General features: G+C 70.6%; 15 protein-coding genes. 7 read left to right on the top strand and 8 right to left on the bottom strand.

Features of this window, described 5'->3' with window-relative positions:
• Nucleotides 1-39: 39 nt before the first annotated feature.
• A complete protein-coding gene (locus FGM06_RS04220; RefSeq protein WP_144797858.1) occupies nucleotides 40-1,395 on the top strand; it encodes a sodium-dependent transporter in 1,356 nt (451 codons plus the stop codon).
• Nucleotides 1,396-1,453: 58 nt separating this feature from the next.
• Here the strand turns inward: FGM06_RS04220 and FGM06_RS04215 are convergent, their stop codons facing one another.
• From FGM06_RS04215 to FGM06_RS04190, 6 genes are all read right to left on the bottom strand, one after another.
• Complete coding sequence (locus FGM06_RS04215) at nucleotides 1,454-2,353, bottom strand: glycerophosphodiester phosphodiesterase (protein ID WP_144797856.1); 900 nt, start codon at nucleotides 2,351-2,353, stop codon at nucleotides 1,454-1,456.
• Nucleotides 2,350-2,541, bottom strand: coding sequence for a hypothetical protein (locus tag FGM06_RS04210; protein WP_144797854.1), 192 nt, complete (start codon nucleotides 2,539-2,541; stop codon nucleotides 2,350-2,352). The genes FGM06_RS04215 and FGM06_RS04210 overlap by 4 nt, the downstream gene beginning before the upstream one ends.
• 13 nt (nucleotides 2,542-2,554) lie before the next feature.
• Nucleotides 2,555-3,211, bottom strand: a complete 657-nt coding sequence (locus FGM06_RS04205) for an AIM24 family protein (RefSeq protein ID WP_144797852.1) — start codon at nucleotides 3,209-3,211, stop codon at nucleotides 2,555-2,557.
• A gap of 140 nt (nucleotides 3,212-3,351) precedes the next feature.
• Nucleotides 3,352-4,017: a cytochrome c biogenesis protein CcdA gene (locus tag FGM06_RS04200; protein WP_144797849.1), complete on the bottom strand. Its 666-nt coding sequence runs from the start codon at nucleotides 4,015-4,017 to the stop codon at nucleotides 3,352-3,354.
• A gap of 16 nt (nucleotides 4,018-4,033) precedes the next feature.
• A complete protein-coding gene (locus tag FGM06_RS04195) occupies nucleotides 4,034-4,579 on the bottom strand; it encodes a TlpA family protein disulfide reductase (protein WP_144797846.1) in 546 nt (181 codons plus the stop codon).
• Nucleotides 4,576-5,271, bottom strand: a complete 696-nt coding sequence (locus tag FGM06_RS04190; RefSeq protein ID WP_144797844.1) for an SCO family protein — start codon at nucleotides 5,269-5,271, stop codon at nucleotides 4,576-4,578. The genes FGM06_RS04195 and FGM06_RS04190 overlap by 4 nt, the downstream gene beginning before the upstream one ends.
• A gap of 199 nt (nucleotides 5,272-5,470) precedes the next feature.
• Here FGM06_RS04190 and FGM06_RS04185 point away from each other — a divergent pair, with 199 nt between their 5' ends.
• From FGM06_RS04185 to FGM06_RS04175, 3 genes are all read left to right on the top strand, one after another.
• On the top strand, nucleotides 5,471-5,677 hold the full coding sequence (locus tag FGM06_RS04185; protein ID WP_004046191.1) for a cold-shock protein: 207 nt from the start codon (nucleotides 5,471-5,473) through the stop codon (nucleotides 5,675-5,677).
• 184 nt (nucleotides 5,678-5,861) lie between these two features.
• Complete coding sequence (radB, locus tag FGM06_RS04180) at nucleotides 5,862-6,569, top strand: DNA repair and recombination protein RadB (RefSeq protein WP_144797842.1); 708 nt, start codon at nucleotides 5,862-5,864, stop codon at nucleotides 6,567-6,569.
• Nucleotides 6,570-6,619: 50 nt separating this feature from the next.
• Nucleotides 6,620-10,348 (top strand): S8 family serine peptidase, encoded by a 3,729-nt coding sequence (locus FGM06_RS04175; RefSeq protein WP_144797840.1) that lies wholly within the window; start codon nucleotides 6,620-6,622, stop codon nucleotides 10,346-10,348.
• A 95-nt stretch (nucleotides 10,349-10,443) separates the two neighbouring features.
• On the opposite strand, the gene FGM06_RS04170 is transcribed toward FGM06_RS04175, so the two are convergent.
• On the bottom strand, nucleotides 10,444-11,583 hold the full coding sequence (locus FGM06_RS04170) for a CBS domain-containing protein (RefSeq protein ID WP_144797838.1): 1,140 nt from the start codon (nucleotides 11,581-11,583) through the stop codon (nucleotides 10,444-10,446).
• Nucleotides 11,584-11,772: 189 nt separating this feature from the next.
• Here FGM06_RS04170 and FGM06_RS04165 point away from each other — a divergent pair, with 189 nt between their 5' ends.
• The 3 genes from FGM06_RS04165 to FGM06_RS04155 all read left to right on the top strand — a co-directional run bounded on the left by FGM06_RS04165 (nucleotide 11,773) and on the right by FGM06_RS04155 (nucleotide 14,363).
• Nucleotides 11,773-12,468: an HAD family hydrolase gene (locus FGM06_RS04165; RefSeq protein WP_144797836.1), complete on the top strand. Its 696-nt coding sequence runs from the start codon at nucleotides 11,773-11,775 to the stop codon at nucleotides 12,466-12,468.
• 58 nt (nucleotides 12,469-12,526) lie between these two features.
• Nucleotides 12,527-13,303 carry an aldo/keto reductase gene (locus FGM06_RS04160; protein ID WP_144797834.1) on the top strand — a complete coding sequence of 259 codons (777 nt, stop codon included), beginning with the start codon at nucleotides 12,527-12,529 and terminating at the stop codon, nucleotides 13,301-13,303.
• Nucleotides 13,304-13,409: 106 nt separating this feature from the next.
• Nucleotides 13,410-14,363, top strand: a complete 954-nt coding sequence (locus FGM06_RS04155; RefSeq protein WP_241662522.1) for a tetrahydrofolate dehydrogenase/cyclohydrolase catalytic domain-containing protein — start codon at nucleotides 13,410-13,412, stop codon at nucleotides 14,361-14,363.
• A 45-nt stretch (nucleotides 14,364-14,408) separates the two neighbouring features.
• Here the strand turns inward: FGM06_RS04155 and FGM06_RS04150 are convergent, their stop codons facing one another.
• Nucleotides 14,409-15,824 (bottom strand): bifunctional metallophosphatase/5'-nucleotidase, encoded by a 1,416-nt coding sequence (locus tag FGM06_RS04150; RefSeq protein ID WP_144797832.1) that lies wholly within the window; start codon nucleotides 15,822-15,824, stop codon nucleotides 14,409-14,411.
• Between the last annotated feature and the right edge of the window lie 55 nt (nucleotides 15,825-15,879).

Below are 15,879 nucleotides of genomic sequence, written 5' to 3'. Positions count from 1 at the left end.
GACACGTTTTTAGCCCGCAACGGAATTCCTCCGATACCAATGGCACGAGAGACGTGGGCGACGCGGGCGGGCTTTATCCTCGCCGCGGTCGGCAGCGCCGTCGGGCTCGGGAACATCTGGCGGTTCCCGTTCATCACCGGCCAGTACGGCGGATCGTCGTTTCTGATCACGTATCTGGCGTTCGTCGCGCTGATTGGGTTCCCGGCGATCCTCGTCGAGTTCGTGATCGGCCGTCGGACCGACCGGAACCCAGTCGGTGCGCTCCGGGAACTCGGTAGCGGCGCGTGGTCGTACGCCGGCTGGCTGTTCGTCGTCACCGGCTTCATCATCCTGTCGTACTACAGCGTCGTCGCCGGCTGGTTCCTCCGGTACACTCTCATCGGACTCACCGACGGGTTCACCATCACCGACCCGGCCGAGGCGGAGGCGCTGTTCGGAACGGTCTCGACCGGCCTCGACACGCTCCTCTTTCACGCCGTGTTCATGGCGCTCGTCATCGGCATCATCGCCGCCGGCGTCAGGCGCGGCATCGAGCTGAGCGTGAAGGTCATGGTCCCCGCGATCCTGGTGTTGCTGCTGGGGCTGGCCGCCTACGGGTTCACTCTCGACGGCGCGAGCGCGGCGTACGGCTACTACCTCTCGCCGGACTTCGGAACGATCGCGGCGAACTGGACCGAGATCCTGCCCGCCGCCGCCGGACAGGCCTTCTTCACCCTCTCGCTCGGGATGGGCGTGATGATCACCTACGCCTCCTACCTCGGCGAGGACCGGAATCTGGCGGCAGATGCCGGCATTATCGCCGCTCTCGACACGCTCGTCGCCGTCCTCGTCGGGTTCGTCGTCTTCCCCGTCCTTTTCACGGTCGGGATCGAGCCAGGCACGGGCGGCCCCGGTGCGATCTTCGTGAGCCTCACCTCGGCGTTCGCCGGGATCCCCGGCGGCCGAGCCATCGGCGTCGTCTTCTTCGCGATGGTCGGGATCGCGGCGCTCTCCTCGGCGATCAGCATCCTCGAGGTGCTCGTCTCCTACCTGATCGACGAACTCGGCGTCGCTCGGCTCCCGGCGTCGGTCGCGCTCGGCGTCGCCGTCTTCCTGCTCGGCGTCCCGGTGACGGTCGACCTGATATTCCTCGACCTGTACGACCTGCTCGCCGACGGGATACTGCTCGTCCTCGGCTCGCTGCTGCTCGCGCTGTTCGTCGGCTGGGTCGTTCCGGACATCGCCCGCGAGGAACTTCGCAAGGGGATCGCTGACATCGGCGGCCTCGGCGACGCGTGGATCTGGGCGGTCCGGATCCCGATCGTGATCGTCGTGATCGTCTCGCTGTACCTGGGGATCGTCGACTACGTCGGGTTCCTCACTGGCGACTTCGCCGAGTGGCTGGCGGCGCGCTGAGCGGGCCCCGACGCACGGCCGCCCCGGTTTTTCTGCTCTCTCGTTGAGAGCGACCCCCTCAGTCGCGCAGCAGCGTCGAGTAGTCCGCGATTATCCCGTCGACGCCGGCCGCGGCGAGCCGGTCGGCCTGATACCACGTCTCGACGGTCCAGGCGTTCACCGCGCGGCCCTCGTCGTGTGCGGCCGTGAGGAGGTCCGGCGCTCCGTTCTCGGCGGATTCGCCGAACCGCTCGGCGTCGAAGAACGGCGTCCCCCGGATCGCGTCGATCGGCGGGTGAATCGCGGCCGCGTCGTGCTCGCGAGCGATCGCGAGCCCGTCCGCGATCGACTCGGACACCAGCGGAGCGACCGGCAGCGACGACGCCTCCCGGACCGCCGCGAGCGCGCCCTCGCAGAACGACGAGAACAGGAGGTCGTTCTCACGCTTCTCGGCGACGCCGAGCACGCACTCGACGAACGGCCGCCAGACCGCCGTCCGGTCCGCGAGCGCCTCGGCGTCGAGCTTCTCGTCGGGGCGGAGGTCCCACCGACCGGGGTTCTTGAGCTCGACGTTCACGCCGACTCCGGGGGGAACCGCGTCGAGGGCGTCGATGAGGAGGGGGACGGTCTCGCCGCTGTCGAGCACCTCGGCGCCGGTGACGGTCGCGGTGTCCGTCTCCCAGACGACACCGGTCGCGTCGGTGAGCCCCCGGTCGCCGTCGGCACCGGTCCCGTCGCCCTCGCCGCGGCCGGAGAGCTCCGCGTCGTGAACGACGACCACGTCGCCGTCGGCGGTGGGCATGACGTCGACCTCGATCCAGTCGGCCCGGCGGCCGGCGGGGGCGCCTGGCTCGCCGGGGCCGCCCGACCTCCCTCTCCCCGCGGCCCGCTCGACCGCCGCCACGGTGTTCTCGGGGTTCTCGCCGGCGAACCCGCGGTGAGCGATCAGTGTCGGGACCGAGCGTTCGGGGTCAGTCATATCGCGTCGAGCACGGCGTCGACGACGACGCCGACCGCCTCGCGCACGGAGGTTTTGACCCGCCCGAGCGTGCCGGTCGATCTCGCGTCGTCGCGGTCGTCGGTCGATTCGTCGCTGTCGCCGATAGACTCGTCGCCCGTCGGCCCGGCGCCATCTGCGCCGTCGCCCGTCTCGCCGCGGTCCGCCATCGTTGAACCGCCGTCAGACGTGCTCCTCGTACGGCTGGACGACGACGAACCCGCCGGGGTCGTCGAAGCGCATCTGGTACCGCTCGCCGGACTCCTGTCCGATCATGTCCGAGAGGCTGCGGTTGACCTCGACGCTCGGGGAGGTACCGCCCCAGGCGACGGTCGCGCTGGGGTCCGTCGCGACCGGCGTCTCCAGGACGATCGGGTCGCCGTGGGTGGTGAGCGCGACGTAGCCCGGTCCCTCGAGGTAGACGTTGCTGAAGCCGCCGGCGAGCGAGCCGGCGAGGCTGTCGATGGCGCTGATCTCGTAGGAGAGGTCCTCCTCGAAGGTGAGCACGTCCTCGCCGTTGACCGTGATCGACTCCTCGGCGTCGAGCTCGACGACCTGCACCTTCTTTCCGTCGTCGGCGAAGTAGACGTGCCCCTGGCCCTCGACGGCCATGATCGGCGTCCCCTCGCCGGTGGCCGCCTCTTTGAGGAAGCCGGTGATCCCGCCCTCGGCGGAGGCCTTCCCGGTGAACGAGACGTCGCCGGTGTACGCGATCATCGAGCCGGCCTTCGCCATCACGGTCCCGTCGACGTCGACGTCGAGGGTGTAGCTGTTCTCGCGCTGGAACGGTTCCGCGCTCTCGGTCGGCGCGTTCTCGGCCGTGAACTGGTCTAGATTCATGTGCGGGGACCGAACCGTCCGGTTCGGCACCCGTAGCGTACTCCGGCATCGGACATGAATGTCGGGGTCGGCCTCGGACCCGACCGACCACGGTAGACGACGTACCTCAGTAGACGACCGACCTCAGTGGACGACGGACCTCAGTAGACGACGAGCGCGAGGTACAGCTGGCCGATCCCGGCGGCGACCATCACGGCGCCGGCGACCCGCTTCAGGGCGCCCGCGTGGGCCATCACGCGGTTGGCGTTGCCGATCAGCCCCACGCCCGTCGCGACGGTCGTCGCGGCCATCAGGACGGCGACCGTGCCGGCGTACACGGAGAGGATCAGGGCGGCGGCGTCGCCGGGGAGCGCGATGGCCCGCGCGACCACGCCGAGGAACACGGGCGCGACGCAGCCCGCGCCGGCCAGCGCGTACCCCGCGCCGAACAGCCCGAACCCGAGGACGCTCGATCGTCGCTTCGGCAGCGGGAGCGACAGCGACGGCCCCCGGCCGGCGACGACGAGCAGCCCGAACGCGACGAGCAGCACGCCGACGAGCGTCTCGAAGACGGTGATGTTCGACAGCGTCGAGTACCCGACCCGCACCGTCGCGCCCGCGAGCAGCGCGAACGTCGCGAGGACGCCGAGCGCGGCCGCGATCCCGCGCGCTCCCGCCCCGGCGACGGAGGCGCTCTCGGTGTCGACGGAGTTCACGTAGAAGCCGACGTACCCCGGCAACAGCGGGTACGCGCACGGCGAGAAGAACGTCGCCACGCCCGCGGTCACCGCGAAGGGGACGTTGGTCGCGAGCGAGACATCGGTCATCCGTCGGCCCGCCCCGTCATCGGTCGAGCGCTCGCTCGATGCCGGCGACGAACTCCGCCGCGGTGTGGGTGCCGGAGGTCGACCAGCGCACGCGTCCCGAGGCGTCGACGGCGCGCGCGCTCGGATAGCCGCCGACGCCGAGCCGAGCCGCGAGCTCGGCGGTCACGTCCGCGGCGACGAGCCAGTCGCCGTCGTGCTCGCGCCACCAGTCGGCGACCGTCTCCTCGCTGACCGCGCCGCCGACGTCCTCCGTCGTCACCGAGACGAACGACACCTCGTCGCCGATCCGGTCGTGGGCCTCCGCGAGGGCCGGCATCTGCTCGGCGCACGGCGGACACCACGTTCCGAAGAAGTCGACGAACGTCGGGCGGTCGGGCGCCGGGAGCGTCACCTCGCCGTCGCGGCTGCCCGGGGCGTCGATCGTCGTCAGCGTCGTCGGCTCGACCGATTCGGGCGCGTCCCCGCTCCCGAGCACCGCGGGCGCGCTCCCGGACGCGACGACGCCGGCCCCGCCCAGCGCGCCAGCGCTGGCGAGCCCGGCGAGGAGGTGGCGGCGCCTCACGCGGTGACCACCCGCTCGAAGTCGCTCACGAGCCGCTCGATGTCCGTCTGCGGGCCCCGCGGGTACGCCCGCTCGACGATCCCCCGCTTATTGGCGAGGATGATCAGCCCGTAGTGGGGGAACTGGTACTCCAGGTTCTCGTACTGGTCGGCGTCCGCCTTCTCGATCACGAGCCCGAAGTTCTCGTCCATCAGCTCCTGCCCGCGCTCGTAGCTCTCCGGGCGGAGGAAGTGCCAGTTGCCCGCGTCGAGGTCGACGCCCTGCTGGCCGGCGTACTCGCGGAGCACCTCGGGGGTGTCGCGCTCGGGGTCGAACGTGAGCGCGAGGAAGGCGGACTCGTCGCCGTACCCCTCTTCCGCGGCGACCGCCTGCGCGCGCCGGAGCCGGAGGATGAGCGCCGGACAGACGCCGTCCGGGCAGTTCGTGTAGAAGGAGGTCCAGAGGACGGCGCGCTCGCCCTCGAAGTCGGCGACCGACACCTCCTCGCCCGTGAGCGGGTCCGGGACGGTGAACTCCGGCATCTCGTCGCCGTAGCTCGGGTGAGACGCCTCGCTCAGGTCGCGCTCCGGCGGGCCGAGAACCGTGCCCTCGGCTCCCGAGTCTCCGAGGACGCCGAGACAGCCGGCGGTCCCGACGGCCGTGCCGACGCCGGTCCCGGCCGCGAGCGACCGCAGATAGGTGCGACGATCCATGTGTATACCCGGGGCTACGGTCTCGCTCGTAAATGAACCCCGCGACTGGTCGCACCGCGCGGTGACGGTCGCGGAAGCGCCGAAACCGCCGTCTTTCGAGGGCTCATTCGGCGCGAACGCTGCCGACGAGCCTCGGGACGGTCGTGGTACCACGACCCTCGCAAGCGTTATCCCCCAAACGCCTGTACGTTTGGTTGCAATGGCAAACGGTAAGGTTGACTTCTTCAACGACACTGGCGGCTACGGTTTCATTTCGACTGACGACGGCGATCTCGACGACGACGAGGACGTGTTCTTCCACATGGAAGACGTCGGCGGCCCGGACCTCGAGGAGGGCCAGGAGGTCGAGTTCGACATCGAGTCCTCGCCCAAGGGACCCCGCGCGACGAACCTGACGCGCAACTAACGACTCTACCGCGGACGCCGCGTCCGCACGCACTACCGGACCCCGTCGCCGGTCACCGCGACCGGCGACCGTCCCGCTTTTCGCGCTTATTTCGCCCCGACGAGCGGGACGCTCGGCTACTCGTCTACGCTCGCTGGCGCCGCGATCGACCGTTTAAATACGAGCGCGAGCAACGCGTCTCGTAGTGAGCGATCCGATCCCGACCGGCTGTCGACCGGTCGACGACCTGTTGGGCGGCGGCTTCGAGCGCGGGGTCGTCACGCAGCTGTACGGCCCGCCCGCGGCCGGAAAGACGAACCTCGCGCTGGCCGCGGCGGTCGAGGTCGCCGCCGCCGGCGACCGCGCGCTCTACATCGACACCGAGGGGCTCTCCATCGACCGCTTCGAGCAGCTGGCTGCGGGCCGCGCCGACGACCCCGACGTCGACGACACGGTCGAGGAGATCGCGTCGCGGCTGGTGATCTCGGAGGCGTACGACTTCGACGACCAGCGGGAGGCGGTCCGCGACGCCGAGGAGCTCGCCGAGGAGATCGAGCTCATCGTGTTGGACTCCGCGACGGGGTTCTACCGGCTGGAGCGCGCCGGCGACACGGAGGGCGGCGAGTCCCTCCGCAAGGTCGCCAAGCAGGTGACGCACCTCCTCTCGCTGGCCCGCCGCCACGACGTCGCCGTCGTGATCACCAACCAGGTGTTCACCGACCCGGACTCCGACCGCGACCGCGCGCTCGGCGGCAACACCCTCAACCACTGGACCGGCGCGATCCTCCGCGTCGACCGCTTCCGCGGCGGGAACCGCCGGGCCACGCTAGAGAAACACCGCTCGAAGCCCGCCGGCGACTCGGTCACCTTCCGGATCGTCGCCGACGGGCTCGCCGAGGGCGCGGACGCCTGACCGTCGCGCCGAGCGTGGGAATTAAGCCCTTCCTACCGACCTAATACGTAATGGATAACCGGGCGGATCGACTCGGACGAGCGACCGTCCTGCTCGTCGTCGCGTGCGTCCTCGTCGCCGCCCTCGCGCCCGCGGCGGTGGCCGGCGGCCTCGGCGCAGCGGCCGTCGACCGCCCGGCGGTCGGCGGCGACGCGTCCTCCGCATCTCCCGCTCCGTCGACGTCGACAGTGCCCGCGACGCCTACTTCGTCCGGGGTGTCGGCGTCGTCCGGAGCGGCGTCGTCCGACGCCGTGGGCCCCGGACTGCGGTCGGCGAACGGTACCGTCGAGGTCGTCGTGCGCTTCGAGGGCGACGCCGGGCCCGGAGCGAGCCGCGCCGGCGACGGCGGCCGGATCGGGACCGACGAGCTCAAGACGAGAGCCGCGAACGCGCAGGGCGACTTCGAGCGGTTCGCAGAGCAGAAGCCCGGCGTCACGGTCGAGCGGAGTTCCTGGCTCGCGAACGCGATGCTCGTCACGGTCGACACCGAGAGCGTCGCGGTCGAGCGCCTCCTCGACGTGCGCGGCGTCGAGCGCGTTCACGAGAACTTCGAGATGGAACTCGACTCGGCTTCGGCCGCAGGTGGCGGAGCAGCGACCGGCGGCCCCGGATCCGTCGAGGGCCCTACTTCGGGGTCCGTCTCCGCAAGCTCGACCTCGACGAACGCGACGTACGGCGTCGACATGGTGCGCGCCCCCGAGGTGTGGGAGGCGTTCGACGCGAGGGGAGCGGGCGCGACCGTTGCCGTGATCGACACGGGAATCGACCCGAACCATCCGGATCTCACGGTGAGCGGATGGGCGGAGTACGACACGGACGGGAGTCTCGTGAGCGACGACCTCAGCGACGCGTCGGACGGGAACGGTCACGGTACCCACGTCGCCGGGACGGTCGCCGGCGGAAACGAGAGCGGGACGGCGATCGGTGTGGCCCCCGAGGCGACGCTCCACGGTATCAAAGTGTTCGACGACGACGGCGGAAACGCGACGTTCATGCGGGTCGTCGCCGGCATGGAACACGCGTCGCAGGACCCCGAAGTCGACGTGTTGCAAATGAGTTTGGGTGCGGACGGGTACGCCACCGAGCTGATCGAACCGGTCCGGAACGCGCGGGACGCCGGGAAAGTCGTCGTCGCATCGTCCGGAAATCGAGACTTTGAGCCATCGAGCTCGCCGGGTAATATATACGACTCCCTCGGCGTCGGGGCCGTCGACTCCAATCGCGAGGTTCCCTCCTTTTCAGGCGGTGAAAACGTGTCCACCGACGAGGCGTGGGGTAACGACGCGCCGGCCGACTGGCCGGCCGAGTACGTGGTTCCGGACGTGTCGGCTCCGGGCGTGTCGGTGAACTCGACAGCAGCGGGCGGTGGATACCAAAATCTCACGGGTACCTCCATGGCCGCACCTCACGTCTCGGGCGTCGCGGCGCTGATGATCTCGGCGACGTCGCGGAACGTCACGGACGAGGAGCTGTACGACACGCTTCGAGACACCGCGAATCACCCGGACGGCGCGACGGATCCCGACACGAGATACGGCGCGGGAATCGTCGACGGGTACGCGGCCGTCTCGTCGGTCACGAGCCCCGAATTCTCCGTCACCGAGTTCGACGCCCCGACCGAAACCGTCCCCGGCTCGACAGTCGACGTCTCCGCGACGGTCACCAACACCGGCGGCGCGCCGGGTACCGGTAGCGTCGAGTATCGATTCAACGGAACCGTCGGTAACGACACGACAGTTACTCTCGATCCCGGCGAGGCGACGACCGTCTCGTTCGGTTACACCGTGCCCGACGGGACCGATCCGGGCGAGTACGCACACGGCATTCACACCGCGGATTCGAATCGAACCTCGACGGTCACCGTTCTCGAACCGCCCGCATACGCGATCGCGAACCTCGCTGCTCCCGGGATCGTCGAACGCGGCGGCCCGCTCGACACCACGGTGAACGTGACGAACCGCGGCGAGGCGGCCGGCGACGACCGCACCGTCGAACTCCGCCTGACCGATCCGGCGAACGAGAGCGACGCGCGGGTGCTCAACGCGACGAACGTCTCGGTCGGCGCCGGAAACACCGCAACCGTTTCACTCGACGGTACCGTCCCGAGCGACTTCGGGACCGGCGAAGCGACGGTCGAAGTCGCGTCGGCCGAGGACAACGCCACCGCGGCGACCCGGGTCGCAGACGCGGTCGGCACGGTGAACGGCACCGTGACGGACGCGGAGACGAACGCGACGCTGCCCGCGGTCGACGTGGTCGTCCGAAACGACGCCGAGACGGTCGCCGAGACGACGACCGACGAGAACGGGAGCTACCGCGTCGACGTGCCGGCGACCGGTCTCACTGTCACCGCGAGCAACGCGACGTACGCGCCCGCGAACGAGACTGTCGAACTGAACGGCTCCGGCGACGCCGCCACCGCGAACCTCTCGCTCGCGCTCCGAAACGGGACGCTCGCCGGGGTCGTGAACGCGAGCGACGACCTCGATCGTCCGTCGAACCCGACGGTGACGGTCAGGAACGAGACGAACGCGACCGTCGCCGCCGTCGACGCGGCGGACGACGGGTCGTACGCGGTGGATCTTCGGCCCGGGTCGTACGACGTCACCGCGGTGGCGCCGGACTTCCGCCCGGACGCGCGAACCGACCTGACGATCGATCCGAACGCGACCGCGGATCCGAGGCTCGCGCTCGATCCGAGAGCGGCGACGCTCTCCGGAACGGTGACGGACGAACGCAGCGGCGACCCGGTCGCCGGCGCGACCGTGGCCACCGGGTCGGCGTCCACCGACACCGGAACCGCCGGGAACTACTCGCTCGCGGTCGACCGCGGGGAGCGGACGGTGACGGTCTCGGCCGCCGGGTACGCCGAGTCGTCGCGGACGCTCGCGCTCGCGGCGAACGAGTCGCGCGAGGAGAGCGTCTCGCTGAGCCCGACGGCGGTGTTCGAGGTCACCTCGATCTCCGGGCCGGACGAGATCGAACGGGGGTCGAGCGGCGAGTTCTCGATCGACGTCCGAAACGCGGGCCGAGCGGCCGGGAACGTCACCGTGAGCGCGTCCGCCTCGCCGAGCGGGACGGCCGACCCGGCGTCGCGGTCGTTCTCGGATGTCGAGATCGACGCGACGCGATCGACGACGACCGCGGTCTCGATCGACGAGGGCGCGTCGACCGGTCGGTACGACGTCACCGCATCGACGGGGAACGACACCCGAACGAAGTCGTTCGACGTGGTCAGCGGCGAGGGCGACGACGGCGAGAGCACAGATAGCGGTGATGGAGGCGGCGGGGGCGGCGGGGGTGGCGGCGGAGTCAGCGGGGGTGGCGGCGGGGGCGGCGGAGGCGGTGGATCCACTGCACCCGCTGACGAGGAGGAGACGAGTGAGACCGACAAAATCGCGAACGAGACGGCGGAATCGACGAACGAGACGGCGGAACCGACGAACGAAACGAACCGTCTGACCAACAAATCCGACGTCCCTCCGAACGAGACGACCGAACCGACCGACGAACGGGAGCCCGTCGACGACGGGCCGTCGGACGACGGCGACGGGGGAGACGGGACGGCCGCGGGCGGCGGCACGGACGAGTCCGACGGCGACGACGGAGCGGGGGCCGACGAAGCCGGCGCGTCGGGCGACACCTCCGACGACGAAGCGCCCGGTTTCGGGCCTGTCACCGGGATCGCTGCGCTGCTCGCGGCGACGCTGTTCGGGAGACTTCGCGCCGGGAACGGCTGAGGATCGGCCTCGGGAATCCGTCGTCGAGGCGGAAAACGAGAAGACGCGCGAAAAAAGCGCCGGAACCGCCGAGCGCCGCCGGCCGCCCTACCGGCTCACAGCTCGCCGAGCTTGCGGAGCAGCTGGCCGCGGTACTCCTCGTCGGCGTTGACGCCCTTGATCTCCAAGACGTTGCGCTCCAGCTTGTCGAGCGCGACGTGGAAGGCGTGTTCGGCGCCGTACCCCTCGCCGGAGCCGCCGACCTGGCCCTCGTTGGTCCGGAGGCGGATCTGACACTGGATGAGGGGCGTGCCGCGGAGCTTCTCCTTGTGCGCGTGGAGGCGGACGTGCGCGTGGATGACGTGCATCGCGGCGTACTTGTCGGCGACCTGCTCGATCGACTCGACGATGTGCTCGCGGGTGGTCGTGTCCAGCAGGTCCACGTTGGTGATCTGGACGTCCATCGAGTCCTGCTCGGTGAACGTGAGCGCGCGGAGCACGTCGGTCTTCGTCACCATCCCGGCGACGGTGTCGGCGCCGTCCGGAGTCACGACGAGTCCGGAGACCTCGTTGTCGAACATGCGCTCGACGACGGCCTGCGCGGTCTCGTCGGCGGTCGCGGTGACGACGGGGCTCGACATGATGTCGTAGACGGGGATGTCGAGCATCCGGTCGATGTCGCCGGCGCGGTCGCCGCTGCCCTGTCGCTCCTGGTCGCGGACGACGAACTCGACGATGTCGTTGGTGGTGACGACGCCGACAAGTCGGCCGTCCTCGTCGAGGGCCGGGAGCCGAGAGATCCCGTTCTCGCGGAGGCGGTTGATCGCGCGGCCGACGCTGTCCTTCTCGTTTATCCCGATGACGTCCTCCGTCGCGACCTGCGCGACGGTGATCGCGTCGAGGCTGTCGAGGACGGCCTCGAGGATCTGGTCGACCGTGACGATCCCGTAGAGCTTCTCGCCCTCGTAGACGGGCGCGATCTTCACGTCGCCCTCGACGAGGAGGCGGGCCGTCTCCCGCACGTCCTCGTGGCGGTCGACGGAGGGCGCGGGCTTCATCACGGCCGACACCTTCGTGTCGTCCTCCATGCGCGAGCGCATGAGCTGCTTCTCCCCGACCACGCCGACGTACTCGCCGTCCTCGGTGACGACGATCCCCTTCGGGTTCTCGCGCTCGAAGATGGACCGGACCTTGGCGAGTCGCGTGTCGACGTCGATCTCGACGTATTCCGGCACCGCGATATCAACGATATTCATATCCAAGTCGAGGGTTGGTCGCGCCGGGTATTGAAAGTGCGGGAGGCGTGCTCGCCGGTGAGAGCGCCGCCCCCTTCGGTGGTGTCAATCCCGATTCATTTCCGCCCGGACAGCGAAGGAAAATATCGGCGATCCGCGGCGACCGGAACCGGTGAAAGCTTTTTGCCGGTTACTCACGGAAGGAGGGTCGTGTACGACGCCGTCGTCCTCGACAAGGACGGGGTGCTCGTCGGACGGACCTCGTTCGACACGCTCCGGGAGGCCGCCTGGGACGCGTTCGTGAGCCTCGGCGTCGAGGACCCCGACCTGGCCCACGTCGACGACGTCGCCGTCGGCGTCGACCCCGCGACGCTGACCGACATCTGCGAGCGGTACGGGATGGAGCCGGCGAAGTTCTGGCGCGTCCGCGACGAGACGGCCTCGGCCGCCCAGATCGACGCCGCCCGGAAGGGGCGGAAGACGCCGTACGAGGACGTCGACGCGCTCCGCTTCCTCGACGTCCCGCTCGGCGTGGTCTCCTCGAACCAGCAGGCGACCGTCGACGCCGTCCTCGACCACTTCGGCCTCGCCGGGCGGTTCGAGGTCGCCTACGGGCGCGAGCCGTCGATCGCCAGCCTCTCGCGCAAGAAGCCCTCGCCGTACTACCTGGAACGCGCCCTGGAGGACCTCGGCGCCGAGACGGCGCTGTTCGTCGGCGACAACGAGTCGGACGTGCGCGCCGCCGACAACGCCGGCATCGACTCCGCGTTCGTCCGGCGTCCGCACCGCCGCTCCGCGGAGCTCTCCTGCCAGCCGACGTACGAGATCGACGACCTCCACGATCTCGTGAGCATCTGCGGGCGGGCGCCCGTGCGCTCCGACGCGGAGACCGACGAATCGGCCTGAATCCCGTCCGCCGCGCGAAGCCGGACGCCTTTTGTCTCGGTCGGACCCAGCGTGGTACATGGACCTCCCGCCCGTCGGCCTCGGCACGATGGGGATAGACGACCCCGACCCGGTCGCGACCGCGCTCTCGGTCGGCTACCGCCACCTCGACACCGCACGGATCTACGGCAACGAGGGCGTCGTCGGCGAGGGGCTCGCCGCGGGGCTGGCCGACGGCGACCTCGACCGCGAGGACGTGACCGTCGCGACGAAGCTGTGGATCGATGACCTCGCCGCCGACGAGGTCGGCCCGGCCGCCCGCGAGAGCGCCGACCGGCTCGGCGTCGAGGCGCTCGACCTGCTGTACGTCCACCGGCCGCGGGGCGACTACGACCCGGAAGCGACGCTCCCGGCGCTCGACCGCCTGGTCGACGAGGGGCTCGTCCGGAACGTCGGCGTCTCGAACTTCGAGCCCGATCAGCTGGACCGCGCTCTCGACGTCCTCGACGCGCCGCTCGCGGCCCACCAGACAGAGCTGCACCCGCTGTTCTACAGGCCCGAGTTGCTGGAGCACGCCCGCGAGCACGGCTACGACGTGGTCGCCTACTCGCCGTTGGCCGGCGGCCGGGTGCGCGAGGTCGACGCCGTCCGATCGGTCGCGGCGGCGCACGACGCGACGCCCGAGGCGGTCGCGATCGCGTGGGCGACCGCCAAGGAGCCGGTCGCCGCGATCCCGAAGGCGTCGAGCGAGCGCCACCTCCACGCGAACCTCGCGGCCGCCGACCTCGACCTCGCCCCGGACGAGGTCGCCGCGATCGACGCGGTCGAGCGCGAGGAGGAGCTGTTCCCGGAGTAGCTCGCGGCACCGCGTATTGCAGATTCATGTATAGGATCGTCTCTCGAGACGCTGAGATCGACACGATCCCGCGTCACTTTTGTATCGCCTCGCTCTCGGTTCCGGTATGACCGAGAACACGGACGGCGACGCGGTCGACGGCGACGAGGCCGCCGGCGACGCGGACGCGACGACGATCATCGACGGCGAGGCCGTCGCGGCCGACGTGCGCGCGGACGTGACCGCGCACGTCGAGACGCTGGAAGACGCCGGCGTGACGCCCGGGCTCGCCACCGTCCTGATGAGCGACGACCCCGCGAGCGAGACGTACGTCTCGATGAAGCAGCGCGACTGCGAGGAGGTCGGCATCGAGAGCGTCCACGTCGAGATCGACGCCGACGCGCCCGCCGAGGAGCTGTACGACACGATCGACGACCTCAACGAGCGCGACGACGTCCACGGCATCCTGGTCCAGCTACCCGTTCCCGACCACGTCGACAAACGGAGCGTCCTCCGGCGGATCGCCCCCGAGAAGGACGTGGACGGCTTCCACCCGGAGAACGTCGGGCGGCTCGTCGCCGGCGACGCCCGGTTCAAGCCCTGCACCCCCCACGGCGTGCAGAAGCTGCTGGCGGCGTACGACGTGGAGACCGAGGGCGCCGACGCGGTCGTCGTCGGCCGGTCCGACATCGTCGGGAAGCCGATGGCGAACCTCCTGATCCAGAAGTCGCCGACCGGCAACGCGACCACGACGGTGTGTCACTCCCGGACCGAGGACTTGGAGGGGAAGCTCGCGGACGCCGACATCGTGATCGCCGCCGCCGGCATCCCGGAGTTCGTCGACGGCTCGATGCTCAAGCCGGGCGCGACCGTGATCGACGTGGGGATCAACCGGATCGACGCCGAGACGGAGAAGGGGTACGAGCTCGTCGGCGACGTCGACTACGAGTCGGCGAGGGAGGTGGCGGGCGCGATCACCCCGGTCCCCGGCGGCGTCGGGCCGATGACGCGCGCGATGTTGCTTTACAACACGGTGAAGGCGGCCGGACTGCAGCACGACGTCGCGATCGACCTGGACTGACCGGCACGGGGCCGGGTCACGGTCCGCGCTCCGACTTCTGCCCGCTCAGTCGTCGTCGCCGGCGGCGCGGTTCCGGATCTCGATCCGCCCTTCTATCTCGGGGTCGATCCCGTGCTCGCGGGCGTAGGCGGCGAGCACCTCGTACTGGATGTCGGCCTCGTCGATCCGGTGCCGCTGCCCGAGCGTCGGGTACTCGTGCTCGGAGTGGAGGAGGTACTCCGAGACCGCGACGGTGTAGCGCGCCTCCGGGTCGATCGGCTCGCCGCCGACGGCCGCCTCCATAATCAGCTCCGCGTCGGCGTCCCAGACGACGCGGGCGTTCGAGACGTGTCCGTGCCACCAGTCGTCCTCGCCGAAGTCGACGTCGGGGGCGGCCATCTCGCGGAGTATCTCGAGGAGCTCCGCGCCCGTGACCGACGCGAGCGTCACGGGCTCCTCGAACGGGATCAGGCTGATCAGGTCGGCCTTCGTCACCTCGCCCGCCCACGGGTCGCCCTGTCGGAGCCCGCCGGCGTTCGAGAGCCCCACGTCGGCGTCGTGGGCCCACCGGAACGCGTCCGCGACGAAGTTGCCGACGCGGCACTCGCCGCCGTGGACCACGTCGCCCGTGCGCTCGATGGGGTTTTCGACGACGTCGACGGTCTCGTCGAGGTCGGCCGCGGCCATCCGCTCCGCGAGGGCGGCTTCGAGCCCGGGCGCGGGGTCGGCGCCGTCGGGCTCGTGGAGGGTCGCGTCCGGGACGGACGGCCCCAGGTCGACCTCGGCGACCGCCTCGCCGTTGACGCCGGGGCGGACGATCCGGGTGCCCGCGACGACCTCGTTGCGTCGGCTGTGGACGTGGCCGCCGAGGATCGCGTCGACGTCGAGCTCCCGGGCGAGCTCGTCGTCGCCGGCGCCGAGATGGGAGAGGACCACGGCGTGATCGAGCGCGGCCGCGCCCTCCCCGCTCCCGCGCTCGGCGACCGCGGTCCGCATCTCGGCGAGCGCGTCGCGCGCGGCGGCGACCGGGTCGTCGAACGAGAGCTCGGCGGCCATCGGATTCAGCGAGTCGGTGGCGGGGTCGGTGACGCCGACGAACCCGACCGCGGCCCCGTCGACCTCGCGGGTCGCCCACGGGACGACGCCCGCCTCGCGGCCGAAAGGCTCGCCCGCCTCGTCGCGGACGTTCGCGGAGACGAACGTCGCCGGGGCGTCGGCGACGAGCCCGCGGAGCGCGTCGGGCCCGTAGTCGAACTCGTGGTTGCCGAACGTGTCGAGGACGGTGTCGGTGGCCGCGTAGAAGTCGACGACCTGCCGCCCGCTCGCGACCAGCGAGAGGACGCCCGGCGCGGTCGTGTCGCCGGTGGCGACGACCGCGGCGTCGGGGCCCGAGAGCGCCCGGATCCGGCCGGCGAGGCGGGCCGCCCGCTCGGGGGCGTCGAAGACGTTCTCGATGTCGGAGTAGTGAACGAGACGGACCATTAGACGTCCGACCGGAGGAGCGAGCGACGCTTAAGAAACGCGGAGTCCGACGGGA

The organism is Halorubrum depositum, assembly GCF_007671725.1.
In the GTDB taxonomy this organism is placed as follows: domain Archaea; phylum Halobacteriota; class Halobacteria; order Halobacteriales; family Haloferacaceae; genus Halorubrum; species Halorubrum depositum.
Note: the sequence above shows the minus strand (reverse complement) of the source record. Positions and strands in the feature narration are given on the sequence as shown.

Bases quoted from the DNA above. Each gene is read 5' to 3' on its own strand.
- FGM06_RS04220 (WP_144797858.1), top strand. From the start codon at position 40: ATGGCACGAGAGACGTGGGCGACGCGGGCGGGCTTTATCCTCGCCGCG.
- FGM06_RS04215 (WP_144797856.1), bottom strand. From the start codon at position 2,353: ATGACTGACCCCGAACGCTCGGTCCCGACACTGATCGCTCACCGCGGG.
- FGM06_RS04210 (WP_144797854.1), bottom strand. From the start codon at position 2,541: ATGGCGGACCGCGGCGAGACGGGCGACGGCGCAGATGGCGCCGGGCCG.
- FGM06_RS04205 (WP_144797852.1), bottom strand. From the start codon at position 3,211: ATGAATCTAGACCAGTTCACGGCCGAGAACGCGCCGACCGAGAGCGCG.
- FGM06_RS04200 (WP_144797849.1), bottom strand. From the start codon at position 4,017: ATGACCGATGTCTCGCTCGCGACCAACGTCCCCTTCGCGGTGACCGCG.
- FGM06_RS04190 (WP_144797844.1), bottom strand. From the start codon at position 5,271: ATGGATCGTCGCACCTATCTGCGGTCGCTCGCGGCCGGGACCGGCGTC.
- FGM06_RS04185 (WP_004046191.1), top strand. From the start codon at position 5,471: ATGGCAAACGGTAAGGTTGACTTCTTCAACGACACTGGCGGCTACGGT.
- FGM06_RS04175 (WP_144797840.1), top strand. From the start codon at position 6,620: ATGGATAACCGGGCGGATCGACTCGGACGAGCGACCGTCCTGCTCGTC.
- FGM06_RS04170 (WP_144797838.1), bottom strand. From the start codon at position 11,583: ATGAATATCGTTGATATCGCGGTGCCGGAATACGTCGAGATCGACGTC.
- FGM06_RS04160 (WP_144797834.1), top strand. From the start codon at position 12,527: ATGGACCTCCCGCCCGTCGGCCTCGGCACGATGGGGATAGACGACCCC.
- FGM06_RS04155 (WP_241662522.1), top strand. From the start codon at position 13,410: ATGACCGAGAACACGGACGGCGACGCGGTCGACGGCGACGAGGCCGCC.
- FGM06_RS04150 (WP_144797832.1), bottom strand. From the start codon at position 15,824: ATGGTCCGTCTCGTTCACTACTCCGACATCGAGAACGTCTTCGACGCC.